Source organism: Nonomuraea sp. NPDC005730 (assembly GCF_040630865.1).
GTDB lineage: Bacteria > Actinomycetota > Actinomycetes > Streptosporangiales > Streptosporangiaceae > Nonomuraea.
The window spans coordinates 1-15,788 of the sequence record NZ_JBEXYK010000110.1 but is presented as its reverse complement, the minus strand read 5'-3'; the positions used below and the strand labels follow the sequence as shown (position 1 = coordinate 15,788).

Below are 15,788 nucleotides of genomic sequence, written 5' to 3'. Positions count from 1 at the left end.
GACCGGACCGACATTGACGTTACGTGCCACAAAGGGTTGATTACACCCCTTGGGTAGGCTTTGACGGGAATTGTCCGCAACCGGCCAACGGGGTGGCGATCACCTCCGCGGTTCGATGTCCCGACGGTGGCCTGCCCTTCTACCTCTCACGGCACGCTGCGCAGACGGCAAACCCTCCTCTCCCGCCCGGAGCGCGGCGACAGGCGTACCACTGATCTCTGCACCCAGCCTCCTCGAAGACCGGAGAGCGCGGTCATCCGTCGCCGGCGTCGAAGGGGTGCCACACTGGCGACCTCGCGTATTCAGGTGTCGCCTATTCGATGAGCCTGAACCTGTTCTCGGTCACAGAGAGTGGTCGTCGCCTGGGGCGTAGCGGCTTCGCGGCGCCGGACCGTGAGGCGCGGCCAGGTCAGTCGCGCGCGGAGCCGCCCGTGGCCGGTGTGTTCAGCTGCGTGCTCGTCAGGCCGGTGAGCTCCTCGAGGGAGACGCTGTGCCGCGACCCGTCCTGGAGGATCGCCGTGACGCTCTTGACGCCGCCACGAAGTGAGGCGTTCTCGCGCTCCTCCGTCGTCGGCGCGTCCGGCCACCAGGCCGCGAAGTAGCCGCCGGTGACGGTCGCGGTCACGTCGCCTTTCGCCTCCGTGGAGAGCTCCAGGCCCACCACGTCGGCACCGACTCTGCCGGTCACGGTACGCACGCTCTCCTCACTCGTGCTCAGGGCCGAGCCGAGGGCGGCCCGCGCCGACCCCGCAGGAACCGGTGGAAGCGGTTGTGCGCCGGGCCCCGGCGCGCTGCCATGCGCGCCGACGAGGTCGCCGTCGCGGAGCAGGCAGGTGATCTCGGCCAGGTGGCTGCTGCCGTCGTTGACGTAGACGAGCGTCCATGGCCCCCGGCCCTCGGTCACCACGGGCCGGAAGCCGAGGTCGCGCCCGGTTGTGCGCTTGGCGGTGTCCTGGGCATGGTCGAGGCACTTCTCCTGGGCGTCGATGGCCCGGTCACCGCTCACCGTGTGCGGCGTCGCGGTCCACGCTGCCATCGCCGAGCCGCCGCCGAACACGCCGGGCAGCAGCAGCGCTGCCGCGATGCCGGCGGCCACCCCTCCGCCGGCAACGGTGAGACGCCTGGCGGGGAAGAGGGCTATCGCCTGCTCTGCCTTGACCGGGCAGGCGTCCTGCCGGGCACGGGCAGCATGGTCACCTCTGGCCCTCCCGGCGACGGCCACGCCCACGTGCGGCTGTTCCTCGGCCACCCCTGGCCGATCCTCGACGAGGCGCTCGACCGCCTGGCCCGCCACGGACTCGGCTGGGCATGACGCCGGCCGCCGCGCTGCGAACCGCCGCTCAGGGCCCGAGCCGCCCGGAGCCCGCCGGCGCGGGGACGATCGCCACCGGACACGCCGAGCGCCGGATCAGCCGGGCCAGCCCCCACGGCCGCCGCCACGCCAGAACCCCCGCCGGACGCCGGGACTCCACCACGAGCAGGCGGGCCGCGACCGAGGCCGCCAGGAGGGCGGAGCGGGCGTCCCCGTCGCAGCGCTGCTCGTGCACCCGGACCTCCGGATGCAGCCGCCGCCACCCGCCGAGCGAAGGCCCGGCGGCCGAGTCGGCGCGCAGAACGCGCAGCCGGACGCCGTGCGCGGACGCGGTCCGGAAGGCGTAACCGAGGAGGGCGTCCGGCACGGGCCCTGGTTCCAGGAACACGACGACGTCGTCGTACGGACGTGCCGTCGCGCCCTTGGCGACGACCACCGGCGCGTCGGCCCTGGCGGCCAGCGCGAGGGCGACCGAGCCGAACAGCAGATCGATCACCTCGTTGCGGGGACGGTGGCCGACCACGATCTCGACGGCGTCCCGCCCCGCGTCGCGCAGGACGGCCGCCGGCGCGCCGGGCGCGACGTGCGCCGTCACCGCCGGGTGCCGCCGCCTGCCACGGACCCGGGCCAGCGCGTCGGCGGCGACCCCCACGGCGATCTCGTGCGCCGATTCGACGATCATCGGAGCGGCGAACGCCTTGGCCGCCGGAGGCCCCGCGAAATATCCGGCCAGATCCATGGCATGCACGATCCGCAACGGCCTTTTCCGCCGGATCGAGTCCTCCGCCGCCCATTCCAGGGCGACGGACGAAGGCGCGGACACGTCGGCGCCGACCACCACAGGAGCCCTGTTCGACGGCCCGTTCATAAAAATTCCTCCTTCATCGCGCAGGCATTGCCGGACAATTCGCTGCCACGCATTCCTGACATGGTCCTGAATTCGCGCTGACATCCGCCGTACGCCTGGCGATTGCTCCGGAAGTCGCCGTGCGATCTCCAGGGCGGCGGGTAATGGCGCGCTACCGGAGCACGTCCCCTCTAGCTTTCTCAAGGTGAAATGACATGCGCGTCGGAATCGTCGGAGCCGGTCTGTCGGGGCTCACCCTGGCCTGGCTCCTGGCCGACAGTTGCGAGACCGTGGTGCTCGAATCCCGTGACCGCGTCGGCGGCACGATGCGGTCGGTCCGCGTCCGCGCTGGCGGCGGCGAGGCGACTCTCGACCTCGGCGCCCAGGACATCTCGCCGGACCTGTTCCCCACGCATCGCAGGCTGCTGGAGCTGCTGGGGTACGGCGACGAGCAGTTCGTGGACCTGCCGGCCTCGCTCACCGTCCTGAAGGCGGGACGCCGGGAGCCGCTGCTGGTCAGCCCGCACACCCCGGAGGCGTCCTGGCCCCGGGACGAGCGGCTCGGGGCGGCGTGGCAGGCGGTCGGGACCTTCCTCCAGCGGGCCACCGAATGGGACAAGGAGGACGTCAGCTGGGAACGACCGCTGGCCGACCTGGTCGAGCCCCTGCCGGTGAGCCAGGAGATTAAACGGGACGTGCTCTACGCCCGCCCGGCCTTCCTGTTCTGCTGCAGCCTCGAACAGGCCATGACCCTCTCGGCCCGCGCCGCCGTCGCCTTCTACGTCAACACCGCGGGCGAGCCGAGATGGCAGCAGCTCCTCCCGGGGCTGGAGAGCACGGCCTGGGCCCTGGCGGCGCGGGCCCCCGCCGCCAGGATCAGGACCGCGGCCGGGGTGCGGCAGATCCGCCGCGCGGACGGGCGCTACGAGCTCCTCGACACCGCCGGCGAGCGGCACGTCGTGGACGAGTTGGTCCTCGCGGTGCCGCCGTGGGAGGCGGTGCGGCTGCTCGGGCCGCTGGCGGGCGCCCAGGAGGTCCGTGACGTCCTGGCCGGCTTCGAGCCGGTGGACACGACGTACGCGCTGCACCTGGATCCCGCATATCTGCCCGAGAGCCGTGCCCACTGGTCGACCAGCGCCTTCGAGGTGCACGACGGCTGGAGCGAGAGCACCGACTGGTTCGGCCCGTCCAGGGGCGTCGAGGTGTTCAAGAGCCAGCTCACCCACCGCGACCAGCTGCCGAGGCAGGTGGTCCTGCGGGAGAACTACCGGCACCTGCTCATCACGCCCGCGGCGGTCCGGGCCCAGCGCCGCCTCGACGCGCTGCAGGGGCGGGGCGGGCTGCACCTCGCCGGCCAGTACACCACGTGGGTCTCCAGCCAGGAGTCGGCCGTGCGGTCGGCGGTCGCCGTCGCCCGCAGGCTCGCGCCGCGCTCGCCGCGCCTGGCGCAGCTCTTGTCCGCCTGACCGGGACAGGTCCGAACCAGACACACCCGACCGAGACACATCCGACCCAGGCAAGGAGGTATGTCATGCGTGCCGTGCGGTTCCATCATCACGGTGACCCCGCCGCCGTCCTGTCCGTGGACGACGTGCCCGTCCCCGTCAAGGGGCCGGACGACCTGCTCGTACGGATGACCACCCGGCCGATCAACCCCTCCGACCTCATGTACGTGCGAGGGGAATACGGACGCGAGGCGACGTTCCCCGCACCGGCGGGGTTCGAGGGCGTGGGCGTGGTGGAGCGGGCCGACCGGGCGGGCACGTACCGCGAGGGCGCGCGGGTCGCCGTGGCCGCCACCGGTACCTGGCAGGACTACGTCAGCGCCGCGCCCGCCGAGCTGATCGCGGTCCCGGACGCCATGCCCGACGAGGTCGCCTGCCAGCTCACGGTGAACCCGTTCGCGGCGCGCCTGCTGGTGGACCAGCTCGACGTGCCGCCCGGCGGGTGGCTGCTGCTGTCGGCGGGCGCGTCGGCCGTCTGCCGCATGGTCCTTGCCCATGCGGCCAGACGCCGGATCCGGTGCCTGCACTTGGTCAGGCGGCCGGAACAGGTGACGCCGCTGCGCCTGCTGGGGGCGGACGAGGTGATCGACGTCTCCGGCGGCCCGTGGGTGGACCGGGTGCTGGCCGTCACGTCGGGCGGGGCGGCTGCCGCGATCGATTCGGTCGGCGGCCAGGTGGGCCGGGGTCTGCTGGACTGCCTGCGTCCCGGTGGCCGGCTGGTCGTGTTCGGGGCGCTGTCCGGTGAGCCGATCCCGCTGCCGTCCCGCCAGGTCATCTTCTCCTCCCTCACCGTGAGCGGCTTCTGGCTGCCCGAACGGCTCGCCGCGCTGGACCCGCACGACCGGGCCCGCCTCACCGAGGAGGTGGTCGCGGACCTCGCGGGCGGCCGGCCCGGCGTGGACGTGGCCGGCCGGTACGCGCTGCCCGAGGTCCGGGCGGCGGTGCGGCACAGCGCCCGGACCGGCGGCGCCGGAAAGGTGCTGCTCACCGAACGACGACCGGACGCCCCCGCCCCAGGGCCGGCCGGCGACCCACAACCCGAATGACGGAAAGGGACATCATGAACGACCTCATCATCCCGTGCATCGACGTGGCCGGCGGCAGGGCGACGCCGCCCTCGGGGATCGCCGGTCTGGCCGACCCCGCCGACGCCGTCGAGATCGCCTCGGTCTACCTGCGCGACGGCGCCGGGCCGATCTTCGTGGACGTGCAGGAGCCGTGGACGGAGCACGAGACGTTCCTCCCCCTGATCCAGGCGCTGAGCGGGACGGGCGGCACGTTCTGGGTCACCGTGGACAACGGCTACATGCCCTCCATCGAGGCGGCCGAGGCCCTGCTGGCGGCGGGCGCGGCGGCGGTCGGCCTGAGCACCACCTCGGTGGAGCACCCCTCGGTCCTGCATACGCTCGTGCAGCGGCACGGATCCGGCCGCGTGGTGGGCGTCATGAACGTCGCCCGCGCCGGCGACGGCCGCTGGAACGTCGCCATCCGCGGCGGCGAGCAGGAGACCGACCTGGACGCCGTCGTCTGGGCGAAGATGCTGGCCGACCTGGGCGCCGGCCGGCTGCTGGCCAACAGCCTCGACCAGGAAGGCACCGGCAACGGCTACGACCTGGAGATGACGCCGGCCATCGCCTCGGCGGTGGGCGTACCGGTCATCGCCTCGGGCGGCGCCGGCTCCGTCGAGCACCTGTACGAAGGGCTCACGACGGGCGGCGCCCGGCACGCCCTGGTCAACAACCTGTTCCACAGCGGCCAGGCCACGATGACCCAGGCGCATGAGTTCCTCGACAAGGGCGGCCTCAGAAACCCGGCGGAAGGAGCCGCGGAATGACCGCCGAGACGCTGGTCAAGGAGCTGGCGCGGGCCCGGGCGGAGTCGCCGCCCAACCCGCTGCTCGCCCTGGCGGCCGACGGCCGGGTCACCGTCGATCACCTGCGCCGCCTCGTCGCGATCGAGCGCGCCTACCACCATGCCGAGCTGGTGGCCTACGGCGAGCTGCTCACCCAGTTCCCGCACCCGCCGGCCGCCGGGTTCCTGCTCAAGGTGGCCGGGCTGGTGGACGGGGCGCGTGCCGCGCTCGCCGTCGTGGCCGAGCGTCTGGGCGAGCCGCCGGACCTTTGCGACGACCTGGCCGCGCACGCCTTCTGCGGGTACGTCTCCTGGCTGGCCCTGCACGGCAGCCAGGCGGCCATGGCCCTGTCGCTGTACTCGGCCCCGGACGGCGTCTACTACGGCGGCGCCGTCGAGCTGGTGCGGCTGCTGGACGAGCACGGCGTGACGGTGCCCGAGGAGTTCACGGCGTACTACGGCAACAGTCCCGACCCGCTGCTGACCGGGGAGGCCGCAGCCGTCGTGGACGACGGCCTGGCCCGGGGGGACGACCCCGGCGAGGCCCTGCGCGCGGCCCGGCTGTGCGACAGGTACATGGCCCTGCTCTGGACGGCGGCGGCCCGCACGTGAGGAGACGACCCGGACGCCACGGCAGGAGCCCGGGATGACCGCCCCGGTCCGGGCCGACGTGCACGTCCGCCTGGCCCCGGGGGTGACGACGCGCGACTACGAGCGAAGGTTGCGCGAGATGAGCGGCGTGGTCGGCGCGCATGTGGTCGTCGGCGACTTCGACGTCACCGTACGGGTGGCCTGCGAGGACGGCGTGCAGCTCCGGGGGACGCTGGCGCGCCTGCGCCGGGCCGGCGCGCAGGACCTCGCCGCCGAGCTGATCGTCCGCACGCTGCTCGGTTAGGGCCGCGCGGCACGGCAGCCGGATGTCAGGTCCGCGTCAGGCCCTTGTCATGGCCTCGGGGAAGGCAGACAGGTTCGCACAACAGAAAGGCTTCACCATGACCGCCACCGTAGACCTCACCCTGGCCACCTCCGCCGTCACCGAGCTCCAACGGCTGCGCGACCGCTCTCCGGTCGGCAACCGCCTGCTGGACCTGGCCGAGGTCGGCGGGCTCACCCTGGAGCACCTGCGTCGGCTCGTCGGGATCGAGCTGCAGTGCCACATCGCCGAGCTGGCCGCGTACGGCACCGTGATCGCCCGCTTCTCCGACAGCCCCGTCGTCGGCCTCTACCTGGAGGTCGCCCGCCTGGTGTACGACGCGCACCCCAAGCTGCTGGCCTGCGTCCGCCCGCTGGGCATGGACCCGGACGCGGCGGGGCGGTGGCCGTCCGGGCCCGACGCGCAGGCGTTCAACGGCTGTGTCTCGTGGCTGGCCCTGCACGGCGGCCAGGCCGACAACGCGCTGGCCCTCCACACCGACATGACGGTCTACTTCCCCGGCTGCCAGGCACTGCTCGAAGCGGTGCGCAAGCAGGGGCTGGACGTGCCGCAGGAGTTCGTCGACTACTACGAGGGCGGCCAGTCCGACGAGCTGGAACGGCGGGCCCTGGAGGTCGTCGAGCACGGCCTGCGGAACGGCGAGGACAAGGCCACCGCGATCACCCGCGCCCGGCAACTGGAGGAGCACATCGGCAGCTTCTGGAAGGCAGCCGCGCACACCGGCTGAGCTGGAGAGGACCCCGCATGAGCCTGAAGGAATGGAATGACACCGCCCGCCCCTACCCGCGCGACGCCGTGCTGCCCGAGCTGTTCGACGCCCAGGCCGCCCGGACCCCGGACGCGCCCGCGCTGACCGGCGGCGGCCGGACGCTGACCTACCGGGAGCTGGCCGGCCGCGCGGACGCGCTGGCCAGGGTGCTGCGGCGGCAGGGCGTGCGGGCGGGGACGCCGGTGGCCCTGCCCGTGGAACGGTCGGCCGAGGCCGTCGTGGGGATCTGGGCCGTGCTCAAGGCGGGCGGCGCGTACGTCCCGCTCGATCCCGGGGACCCGGCGGCCCGGCTGCGCGAGCTGACCCGGCGGCTGGGCGTCGAGCACGTCGTGACGCGCGCCGACCGGCGTCCGTCGCTGGACGCGCGGCACGTGCTGCCGCTGGACGGGCCGGTGCCCGAGGCCGGGCCGCTGCCGCCGAAGGTGGCCTCGGCGACCGATCTGGCCTACGTCATCTTCACCTCCGGATCCACCGGCGTCCCGAAGGCGGTCGCCGTGCCGCATCGCGCCGCCGTCCGGATGGCGACGGCGACGGACTGCGCCGCGCTCGGCCCGGACGACGTCGTCGTGGCCACCACGAACCCGACGTTCGACGTGTCCTGCTTCGAGATCTTCGGGGCGCACCTGAACGGCTCCCACCTTGTCGTGCCCGAGCCCGAGGCGCTGTTGTCGCCGCCGGACCTGGCCCGCGAGCTACGCGAACATGACGCGACCGTGATGTGGCTCAGCGCGGGCCTGTTCCACCAGCTCGGCTTCGCCGACCCCGGCATGTTCTCCTCGCTGCGCTACCTGGTGGCGGGCGGGGACGTGCTGAACCCCGACTGCGTGCGCGGCGTCCTGGCCGCCGGCCCGCCCGAGCACCTGGTCAACGGCTACGGCCCCACGGAGAACGGCACGTTCTCCACCGCCCACGAGATGACCGGGCTGCCGCCGGACGCCGAACGCGTGCCCATCGGACGGCCGATCGCCAACTCCACGTGCTACGTGCTGCGCGAGGACGGCAGCCCGTGCGAGCCCGAGGAGGAGGGCGAGCTGTACGTCGGCGGCGACGGCGTGGCGCTCGGCTACATGGGCGACGAGGAACGCACGGCCGAACGTTTCCTGCCCGACCCGTTCCTCGGCGGGGACGCGCGCATGTACCGGACCGGCGACCGGGCGGCCTGGCGGCCGGACGGCGTGCTGGACTTCCTGGGCCGGCTGGACCGGCAGGTCAAGATCAGCGGCCACCGGGTGGAGATCGGCGAGGTCGAGTCGGAGCTGGCGGCCCATCCCGAGGTGCGCGAGGCCGCCGTGACCGTACGGGAATCCGGGCGGGGCGACCGGGCGCTGGTCGCGTGGGCGGTGCCGTGGCGCAGGAAGGAGCCGCGGCCCTTCGCGCGGCGGGTGCGGGCGTTCCTGCGGGACCGGCTGCCCGCGTTCATGGTCCCCGGCCGGGTGGCGGTCGCCGACGAGCTGCCGCTGAACAGCAGCGGCAAGATCGACACGCGCGCCCTGGCCGGGACCGGCGACCAGCCGCCGGCCGGCCCCGCCGACCCGCCGCGGGGCGAGGTCGAGCGGTGCGCGGCCGAGGTGTGGGCGGCCGTCCTCGGGACGCCGGTGGAGTCCCGCGCCGACGACTTCTACGAGCTCGGCGGCACGTCGTTGCAGGCCGTCCAGATCGTCACCGCGCTGCGCGCCCGTCCCGGCATGGGCGGCCTCCCCGGCCCCGCGCTGGTGCGCGCGCTGCTGGACTCGACGTCGCTGGAGGCGTTCGCCGCCCGGATCGCCGCCCTGCGCAGCGGCGCCGACGGCGGCATGGAGAGCGAACCGACCGTGGACCTCGCCTGGGAGGCCCGGCTCGACCCCGGCCTCCGCTTCGGCCCGGCGGACCCGGCGCCCCCTCGGGAGATCCTGGTCACCGGCGCGACCGGCTTCCTGGGCGCCTTCCTGGTCCGGCGGCTGCTCGACGTCACGGACCTGCGCCTGTCGTGCCTCGTGCGGGCGGCGGACGGCGCGGACGGGCTCCGCCGGGTAGGCGCGGCCCTGCGCAGGTACGGCCTGCCCGCGGCGGACCTCGGCACGAGGCTGACCGCGGTGCCCGGCGACCTCGCCCTGCCAGGCCTGGGACTCCCGCAGTCAGAGCTGGACGGACTGGCCGACCACACGGATGTGATCCTGCACGCCGCCGCCCAGGTGAACTTCGTCTACCCCTATTCCCGGCTCCAGGACGCCAACGTCGGCGGCGTGCGCTCGCTCATCCGCCTGGCCGCCCACGGCGGGCGCGCGCGTCCGTTCCACCACGTGTCCACGGTGGACGTGCTCGCCGCCGCGGACGGGCCGCCCACCGGCGGGCGCGTGCGCGAGGATGATCCGCTGCCGCGCCCGGAACGGCTGCGGCAGGGGTACGCGGAGACCAAATGGGTGGCCGAGGCCCTGCTGGGCGAGGCCGCGGGGCGCGGGCTGCCGGTCGCCCTCTACCGGCCGTACGAGATCACCGGCAGCCGGGACCGGGGCGTGTGGAACACCGGCACCATGATGGCCGCCGTGATCAAGGCGATCGCCGAGACCGGGCTCGCGCCGGACGTGCCGCTCCGGCTGGACTTCGTCCCCGTGGACTACGTGGCGCAGGCCGTCGTGGCGCTGCTGGCCGGGGCGCCCGCGCGCGGCCGGGTCTACCATCTGGCGAACCCGCGCCCCGCCGCCCTGCCCCTGCTGGTCGAGCGGCTGCGCCGGCAAGGCTACCCCGTCCGGGTCATCTCCAGGGAGGACTGGGTCCGGGAGATGGAACGTCTGTGCGCCGCCGACCCGGCCGCGCCGCTGGCCGGGTACCTCACACTGCTCACCGGTGAGGAGGCCGCGGACGGCTCCGTGACGGCCCGGCAGCTCACCGGCGCCCTGCCCGAGCCGGATCTCACGAACCTGGCCGAGGCGGTCCCGGACGTGCCGGCCGCCTGCCCGCCCGTGGACGCCGGGCTGCTCGACCTCTATATCGGCTGGCTGCGCGAAACCGGCTACCTGCATCAAAGCACAGCAGCACCCCGGGAAACACATTCTCCGCCCGGTTCACGTGGCTAAGTTAACATTTACAGGAATGCCTGAGTGGCCGGCGCGGCACAATCGATACGGGCGATGATGATCTCATTTGATATTCTGGGCCCATTGGAAGTCAGGGTCGATGAAGACCGGATCCAGATAGCCGGCCCGAAAAAACGCTCGTTGTTCGCCGTGCTGCTGCTCCGGCACGGCGACGTCGTCCCGGTCGAGGACCTGGTCGCCGAGTTGTGGCGGGACGACCCGCCCAGGCAGGCGGCGAACGCGCTGCACGCGCACGCGTCCCGGTTGCGAATGTCCATCATGCGCTGGCGGGAACGCCACGGCCTGGAAATATCGCTGCAGACCCGCTATCCCGGATATTGTCTCCAGGTTCCAGCCGACGCGATCGACGCCGTGCGCTTCGAAAAGCTCGACGCGGCGGCGAACACGCTGAAGTCGGCCGAGCCGGACAAGGCCCTCGCCCTCCTCCGCGAGGCGCTGGCGCTGTGGCGCGGCCCGGCGCTGCAGGACGTGCCGCGCGGCCCGATCAGGGACCAGGCCGCGCAGCTCCTGGAGAGCCGGCGGATGCTGACCACCGCCAGCCTCATAGAGATCAACCTCGACCTGGGCCGGCACGTCGAGATCATCCCCCAGCTGGAGGCGCTGGTGCTGCAGAACCCCCTCGAAGAACGGCTCTATTCCCAGCTGATGGTCGCGCTGCATCGCGCCGGCCGTCCCGCCGACGCGCTCGGGATCTACCAGCTTGCCCGCGTGTCCTTCGCGAAAGAGATCGGGCTGTCCCCCTCGCCCGCGTTGGAAAGGCAAATGCTGGCCATTCTCAATCGTTCCACCAGATAGCCGGACGAGAAAAGGAGAAACCGATATGAAGACCGACCGCAGGCTCGACGCCGTCTCCCTCGTGCAGGAGATCGACCGGCGGACGGCGGAAAATCCGATCGACAATCCGATCGTCGCGAAATTGCGTGAGGGGCGGTTCGCCCTGGCGGATCTGCGGCGGCTGCTGGAATTCGAGGTGCGGCTGAACCGCACCGAGCTCGCCGCCTACGCGCTGGCCGCGTCCAGATTCACCGGCCGGCCGGAGGACGTGTACTGCCTGCAGCTCCAGGAAATGGCGTCGCGCGCCCGGACGAAACTGCTGGACTGCGCGCGCGTGCTGCCCATCGAGCCGCGCACCGGAGCCGACGGGCAGGCGGAGGGCTTCACCGCCTACGCCTACGGCTCCTACCTGAGCTGGCTCGCGCTCAACGCGAACCGGGCCGGTCTGGGCGCCGCCTCGCTGGTGGACGTCCGCTCGTACTTCTCCACCTCCGACGAGCTGGGCGCCTGGTTGCGCAGCTCCGGCATCGGCGCGCCCGAAGAGGCGGTGGCCTTCTACGGCAGTGAGCCGGAGGGGCTGAGCGCGTCGGCCGTCGCCTTCATCCAGGCCGGGCTCGACGCCGGCGACGACCCGGACGAGGCGCTGCGCCTCAGCGACGTGATGCGCGACGTCATGGGGTACTTCTGGCGAGCGGTGTCGACCGGCTGACGCTCCGGCGGCCCGCGGATCGGGCCCTGCCTGCATCCCTAACCCCGGCCCGTGCCCCGCGGGCCGGCGACATGGGCGGTCAGGGCCTCGGGCGTCGGATGGTCCTGGACGGCGGACACCGGAAGCCGGACGCCGCACACCTCCTCGACCCGCTGGACGATGCGGGTGGCCGCCAGCGAGTGGCCGCCGAGGTCGAAGAAGTCGGATCGGGGGCCGACGTCGTCCACCATGAGGACCTCACGCCAGATCTCCACCATGCCGGTCAGGGGGATGGTCATCGTCCGCTCCTGTTCTGCTCCTGCGCCAGCCGGCGCCGCACGCCGGGCCGGTCGATCTTGCCGTTGGGCGTCAGCGGGATTGCCGGGCCGGGCACGACCCGGGTGGGGATGGCGCTCTCCGGCAGCTCCGCCGACATGAAGCGCCGCAGTTCCCCCACGGTGGGGCACGGCCCGGACACCACGACGAGCGCGCCGAGGGCACGCGTGTCGCCGACGGTGGCGACGGCCGCTTGGCGGACGCGCGGATGGCGCAGCAGCGCGGCCTCGATCTCGGCGGCCTCGACGCGGACGCCGCGCACCTGGAGCTGGCCGTCGTCCATCCGCCCCTGGAACTCCAGCTCGCCGCGAGCGTTGACGGCAGCCAGATCGCCCGTCCGGTACCAGCGGCCGGGAAGGCCGGGCAGGGTGACGAAGCGGCGGGCGGTCTCCTCGGGCCTGCGGTGGTAGCCGAGCGCGAGCACCGTACCGCCGATGTGGATCTCGCCGGTGCTCCCGGCCGGCACGGGCCGCCCCCGCGGGTCCACCAGGACGACGCGGGCGCCGTCGATCGGCCGGCCGATGGGCGGCAGGCCCGAGTCCGGCACCCGGCCGACGGTGTGCCAGGTGGCGCAGACGGTCGCCTCGGCGGGCCCGTAGTGGTTGACCAGGTCCCAGCCCCGGGGGAGCCGGCGCAGGCGCAGCGCGTCACCGCCGGTGAGCATCGTGCGCCAGGGGATGTCGTCGTCGGCGTCCAGCTCGACGATCATCTCGGCGAGCGGGGTGGGGGCGAACAGGATGTCGATCGCCCGCTCGCGGCCGAACTCGACCAGCTCCACGGGCGAGACCCGCACCTCGTCGGGTGCCACCACGAGCGTGCCCCCGGCGGACAGACAGGGCCAGATCTCCCAGACGGCCGCGTCGAACCCCAGGCCCGCGGTGTGCAGCTGACGGGTGCGCGGGCCTGTCCGGTAGGTGCGGTGATGCCAGGCGACCAGGTTGGCCAGGCTCTCGTGGCCGATCAGGACCCCCTTGGGCGTCCCGGTGGTCCCCGAGGTGTGCACGATGTAGGCGGCCCGGGCTCGGGCCGGCCGGTACTCCGTCCCGCCCCGGTCGAGCTCACGGGGCGTGCGGCCGGAGCGGCCGGACACCAGGATCGTGTCCGGCCCCAGTTGGTCGAGAAGGGCCCGTTGCCGCCGCCGGGGGAGCGCCACGTCCACGGGCGCGTACGGATGGCCGGACAACATGGCCGCCAGCGCGGCGACCACGAAGTCGCGCCCCCGCGGCAGGCGCACGCAGACCGGCGCGCCGGGCGGGCCAGCCCGGTCCAGGGCGGCGGCGCCGCTGACGGCGCGCCTGAGCAGCTCGCCGTACGTGAGGCCGCCGCGGTCGTCCTCGATCGCGAGGCGGCCGGGATGGGCGGCGGCGATCCGCGCCACCATGTCGGGCACAGTCACGTTCACGGGCGGCTCACCTCTCGCGTGGTCGGGGGCAGGACGTCCTGCACGGCACGGGCGATCGCGGCGGCCCCCTCGCCGGTCAGCACGCTCCAGTGGTCCCCGGGGATCGGCCGCACCCGTACGCCGGCCGGGTACAGGGACGACAGCCACCGTTCCAGCCACCGGCGGCGGCGCGGCGAGGCGCCGGCCCGCAGGACGACCGCCGGGCAGGGCGCCGGGCGCGGGCGGTGGCGCAGGAGCGCGCGCAGGTTGCGGCGGTAGACCCCGGCGAGGTCGAACCCGTCGCCGGACGCCTCGACGAGCCCGGCGATGCGCCGTCCGGTCTCGGTGGCGGCTCCGGTGGTGGTCCCGGTGGCGGATCCGCCGGGGCGACGGCGGGCACGGCGCAGGTGGCGCAGATGGGTCAGTGCGTCGGCCAGGTGGCGGGGGTGGGCGCCCACGGGGATGCCGGGCCCTGGCGGCGGATGGCCGTCCACGCAGATCAGGAGGGCGACCGGGTCGCCGTCACGGGTCAGTTGCCTGGCCATCTCGTGGGCCACGACCGCCCCCATCGACCAGCCGAGCAGGACGACGGGCAGCCCCTCCGGCCGTACCCGCCGGAGCTGTCGTACGTGGCCGGCGGCCAGGGCCTCGACCGTGCCGGGGTGGCGGGTCCCGGGGACGAGCCCGGGGGTGTCGAAGGCGTGGCAGGTCCGGCCGGTCAGGGCGGCGGCCAGCGGCCGGTAGGCGAGCGAGCTGCCCGACGCGGGCGGCACCAGGAAGATCGGGGCGGGCGACGTGCCCCGGGCGAGGAGCGCGGGCCCGTCGTCCGGCCCGTCGTCCGGCCCGTCGTCCGGCCCGTCGTCCTGCTCGTCGTCGGCGGAGTGCCGGTCGGCGAGGTCGATCAGCTCGCCGAAGGTGGGGCGTCCGGCGAGGTCGAGCAGGTGGCCGAAGGTGGGGCGTTCGGCGAGGACGCCGACCGGGATCTCGGCCCCCAGCCGCTCCCGCACGGCGGCGGCCAGCCGGACCAGGCCCAGGGACTCGCCGCCCAGCCGGTAGAAGTCGTCGTCGGGGGAGACCGCGTCCACGCCGAGCGCGTCCCGCCACAGGTCCTCCAAGGAGGTGCGGGCGGCGTCCGGACGGTCGCGGGTGGTCGCGGGCGGCGGGAGCGGGGCGGTGTCGTCCGGCGTGACCGGGTCGAACGGCGGGGCCGGGAGCGGGCGCCGCCAGGCCCCGGCGTCGTCCCGGTCGGGGTCGTCTCCGGTGGGGGCGTCCCGGTCGGGGTCGTCCACGTCCGCCCAGTTCACGGGGGCGCCGTGAGCCCACAGGGAGCCCAGCGCGTCGAGCACGCCGGTCCTGTCCGTGCCGTGGCGGCCGGGGAGGGCGACGGCCGCGAGATCCGCGTTCCAGAACGGATGGCGCCGCACGGAGGCCGTCGTTGCGGTCCCCGCGCCCAGCTCGGCGAACAACTCGGCCGGCCCGGACAGCAGGTTGCCCACGCAGGCGCGCATTCGGACGGTGCCGCACAGCTGCGCCACCCAGTAGCCGGGATCGGCCGCGGTCCCGGCGTCCAGGGGCTCGCCGGTGAGGCCGGACAGCACGGTGAAGTCGAGGCCGCCCCGCACGGGCGTCCCGGCGACGGCCCGCGACAGCGCGTCGGCGGCCCCGCGCATGGACGGGGAATGGAAGGCGTGGCCCGTACGCAGCGGCACGTGCGCCACTCCGGCCGCCGCCAGCTCCTCGCGCAGACGCTCGACGCGTTCCTGCGGGCCGGCCAGGACCGTACGGCCGACGTCCTCGACCGCCACCGACAGGCTGGTGTCCCGTCCGAACCCGGGCACCGCCTCCGCCACCCGGTCGAGCGGCAGATCGACGGCCAGCATCCGGCCGGGCGGGCAGTCACGCATCGCGGTCGCGCGCTCCGCCACCAGGACCAGTGCGTCCTCGAACGTCCACAGCCCGGCGGCGGCCACCGCGGTGTACTCGCCCAGGCTGGAGCCCAGCGCGGCGACCGGCCGCAGACCCCAGTCCATGAGCTGGCGCGCGATCCCGTAGCCGAGCACGAACAGGTTCACCTGCTGGACGAGCGTGTCGCCGCCGTCCCGGCCCAGCACGTCCGGGTCGAGCCCGAGCCGCTTCGCGAGGACGGTCCGGGCGCGCGCGTCGGCCTCCCGCACGGCCGGCAGGCAGGCGCGCAGCGCCTCTGCGGCGCCGCCGAGGCGCCGACCGCCCGGGCCGGCGCCAACCAGCCCGACACCCCCCGGCTCCCGCGCCCGCCCCGCAGTGGTGACCCAGGGCTGCACGCGGGCGGCCGCCGCCG

At 74.1% G+C, this 15,788-nt stretch carries 15 protein-coding genes; 10 read left to right on the top strand and 5 right to left on the bottom strand.

What is annotated here, in order from left to right; all coding sequences use genetic code 11:
* Positions 1 to 409: 409 nt before the first annotated feature.
* Positions 410 to 1,096, bottom strand: a complete 687-nt coding sequence (locus ABZ444_RS50330) for a hypothetical protein (RefSeq protein WP_358012282.1) — start codon at positions 1,094 to 1,096, stop codon at positions 410 to 412.
* Positions 1,097 to 1,189: 93 nt separating this feature from the next.
* On the opposite strand from ABZ444_RS50330, the gene ABZ444_RS50325 reads away from it, so the two are divergent.
* Entirely contained in the window at positions 1,190 to 1,312 is a 123-nt protein-coding gene (locus ABZ444_RS50325; protein ID WP_358012279.1) for a hypothetical protein, read from the top strand.
* A gap of 28 nt (positions 1,313 to 1,340) precedes the next feature.
* On the opposite strand, the gene ABZ444_RS50320 is transcribed toward ABZ444_RS50325, so the two are convergent.
* Positions 1,341 to 2,180, bottom strand: coding sequence for a universal stress protein (locus tag ABZ444_RS50320; protein WP_357988816.1), 840 nt, complete (start codon positions 2,178 to 2,180; stop codon positions 1,341 to 1,343).
* A gap of 194 nt (positions 2,181 to 2,374) precedes the next feature.
* On the opposite strand from ABZ444_RS50320, the gene ABZ444_RS50315 reads away from it, so the two are divergent.
* From ABZ444_RS50315 to ABZ444_RS50275, 9 genes are all read left to right on the top strand, one after another.
* Positions 2,375 to 3,625, top strand: coding sequence for an FAD-dependent oxidoreductase (locus ABZ444_RS50315; RefSeq protein ID WP_357988813.1), 1,251 nt, complete (start codon positions 2,375 to 2,377; stop codon positions 3,623 to 3,625).
* A gap of 65 nt (positions 3,626 to 3,690) precedes the next feature.
* Positions 3,691 to 4,710: a zinc-dependent alcohol dehydrogenase family protein gene (locus tag ABZ444_RS50310; protein WP_358012276.1), complete on the top strand. Its 1,020-nt coding sequence runs from the start codon at positions 3,691 to 3,693 to the stop codon at positions 4,708 to 4,710.
* A gap of 14 nt (positions 4,711 to 4,724) precedes the next feature.
* Positions 4,725 to 5,498, top strand: coding sequence for a HisA/HisF-related TIM barrel protein (locus ABZ444_RS50305; RefSeq protein ID WP_358012274.1), 774 nt, complete (start codon positions 4,725 to 4,727; stop codon positions 5,496 to 5,498).
* Positions 5,495 to 6,127: a hypothetical protein gene (locus ABZ444_RS50300; protein ID WP_358012272.1), complete on the top strand. Its 633-nt coding sequence runs from the start codon at positions 5,495 to 5,497 to the stop codon at positions 6,125 to 6,127. The genes ABZ444_RS50305 and ABZ444_RS50300 overlap by 4 nt, the downstream gene beginning before the upstream one ends.
* Positions 6,128 to 6,161: 34 nt before the next feature.
* Positions 6,162 to 6,410 carry an Lrp/AsnC ligand binding domain-containing protein gene (locus ABZ444_RS50295; protein ID WP_358012269.1) on the top strand — a complete coding sequence of 83 codons (249 nt, stop codon included), beginning with the start codon at positions 6,162 to 6,164 and terminating at the stop codon, positions 6,408 to 6,410.
* Positions 6,411 to 6,507: 97 nt separating this feature from the next.
* Positions 6,508 to 7,176 carry a hypothetical protein gene (locus ABZ444_RS50290; protein ID WP_358012267.1) on the top strand — a complete coding sequence of 223 codons (669 nt, stop codon included), beginning with the start codon at positions 6,508 to 6,510 and terminating at the stop codon, positions 7,174 to 7,176.
* A gap of 17 nt (positions 7,177 to 7,193) precedes the next feature.
* The gene (locus ABZ444_RS50285) at positions 7,194 to 10,271 is read left to right on the top strand and encodes an amino acid adenylation domain-containing protein (RefSeq protein WP_358012264.1); all 3,078 of its coding nucleotides are present in this window, start codon (positions 7,194 to 7,196) and stop codon (positions 10,269 to 10,271) included.
* A gap of 24 nt (positions 10,272 to 10,295) precedes the next feature.
* Positions 10,296 to 11,087 (top strand): AfsR/SARP family transcriptional regulator, encoded by a 792-nt coding sequence (locus ABZ444_RS50280; RefSeq protein ID WP_358012261.1) that lies wholly within the window; start codon positions 10,296 to 10,298, stop codon positions 11,085 to 11,087.
* Positions 11,088 to 11,112: 25 nt separating this feature from the next.
* Entirely contained in the window at positions 11,113 to 11,775 is a 663-nt protein-coding gene (locus ABZ444_RS50275; RefSeq protein WP_358012259.1) for a hypothetical protein, read from the top strand.
* Positions 11,776 to 11,813: 38 nt separating this feature from the next.
* Here ABZ444_RS50275 and ABZ444_RS50270 read toward each other — a convergent pair whose 3' ends face one another.
* The 3 genes from ABZ444_RS50270 to ABZ444_RS50260 all read right to left on the bottom strand — a co-directional run.
* On the bottom strand, positions 11,814 to 12,053 hold the full coding sequence (locus ABZ444_RS50270; RefSeq protein ID WP_358012256.1) for a phosphopantetheine-binding protein: 240 nt from the start codon (positions 12,051 to 12,053) through the stop codon (positions 11,814 to 11,816).
* Complete coding sequence (locus ABZ444_RS50265; RefSeq protein ID WP_358012253.1) at positions 12,050 to 13,492, bottom strand: amino acid adenylation domain-containing protein; 1,443 nt, start codon at positions 13,490 to 13,492, stop codon at positions 12,050 to 12,052. The genes ABZ444_RS50270 and ABZ444_RS50265 overlap by 4 nt, the downstream gene beginning before the upstream one ends.
* On the bottom strand, positions 13,489 to 15,788 hold a 2,300-nt coding region (locus ABZ444_RS50260), incomplete at its 5' end, for a thioesterase domain-containing protein (RefSeq protein ID WP_358012250.1). The genes ABZ444_RS50260 and ABZ444_RS50265, both read right to left, overlap by 4 nt.

Coding starts and splice junctions, on each gene's coding strand:
- ABZ444_RS50325 (WP_358012279.1), top strand. CDS start 1,190: ATGGTCACCTCTGGCCCTCCCGGCGACGGCCACGCCCACGTGCGGCTG.
- ABZ444_RS50270 (WP_358012256.1), bottom strand. CDS start 12,053: ATGACCATCCCCCTGACCGGCATGGTGGAGATCTGGCGTGAGGTCCTC.
- ABZ444_RS50295 (WP_358012269.1), top strand. CDS start 6,162: ATGACCGCCCCGGTCCGGGCCGACGTGCACGTCCGCCTGGCCCCGGGG.
- ABZ444_RS50300 (WP_358012272.1), top strand. CDS start 5,495: ATGACCGCCGAGACGCTGGTCAAGGAGCTGGCGCGGGCCCGGGCGGAG.
- ABZ444_RS50310 (WP_358012276.1), top strand. CDS start 3,691: ATGCGTGCCGTGCGGTTCCATCATCACGGTGACCCCGCCGCCGTCCTG.
- ABZ444_RS50315 (WP_357988813.1), top strand. CDS start 2,375: ATGCGCGTCGGAATCGTCGGAGCCGGTCTGTCGGGGCTCACCCTGGCC.
- ABZ444_RS50305 (WP_358012274.1), top strand. CDS start 4,725: ATGAACGACCTCATCATCCCGTGCATCGACGTGGCCGGCGGCAGGGCG.
- ABZ444_RS50285 (WP_358012264.1), top strand. CDS start 7,194: ATGAGCCTGAAGGAATGGAATGACACCGCCCGCCCCTACCCGCGCGAC.
- ABZ444_RS50290 (WP_358012267.1), top strand. CDS start 6,508: ATGACCGCCACCGTAGACCTCACCCTGGCCACCTCCGCCGTCACCGAG.
- ABZ444_RS50320 (WP_357988816.1), bottom strand. CDS start 2,180: ATGAACGGGCCGTCGAACAGGGCTCCTGTGGTGGTCGGCGCCGACGTG.
- ABZ444_RS50275 (WP_358012259.1), top strand. CDS start 11,113: ATGAAGACCGACCGCAGGCTCGACGCCGTCTCCCTCGTGCAGGAGATC.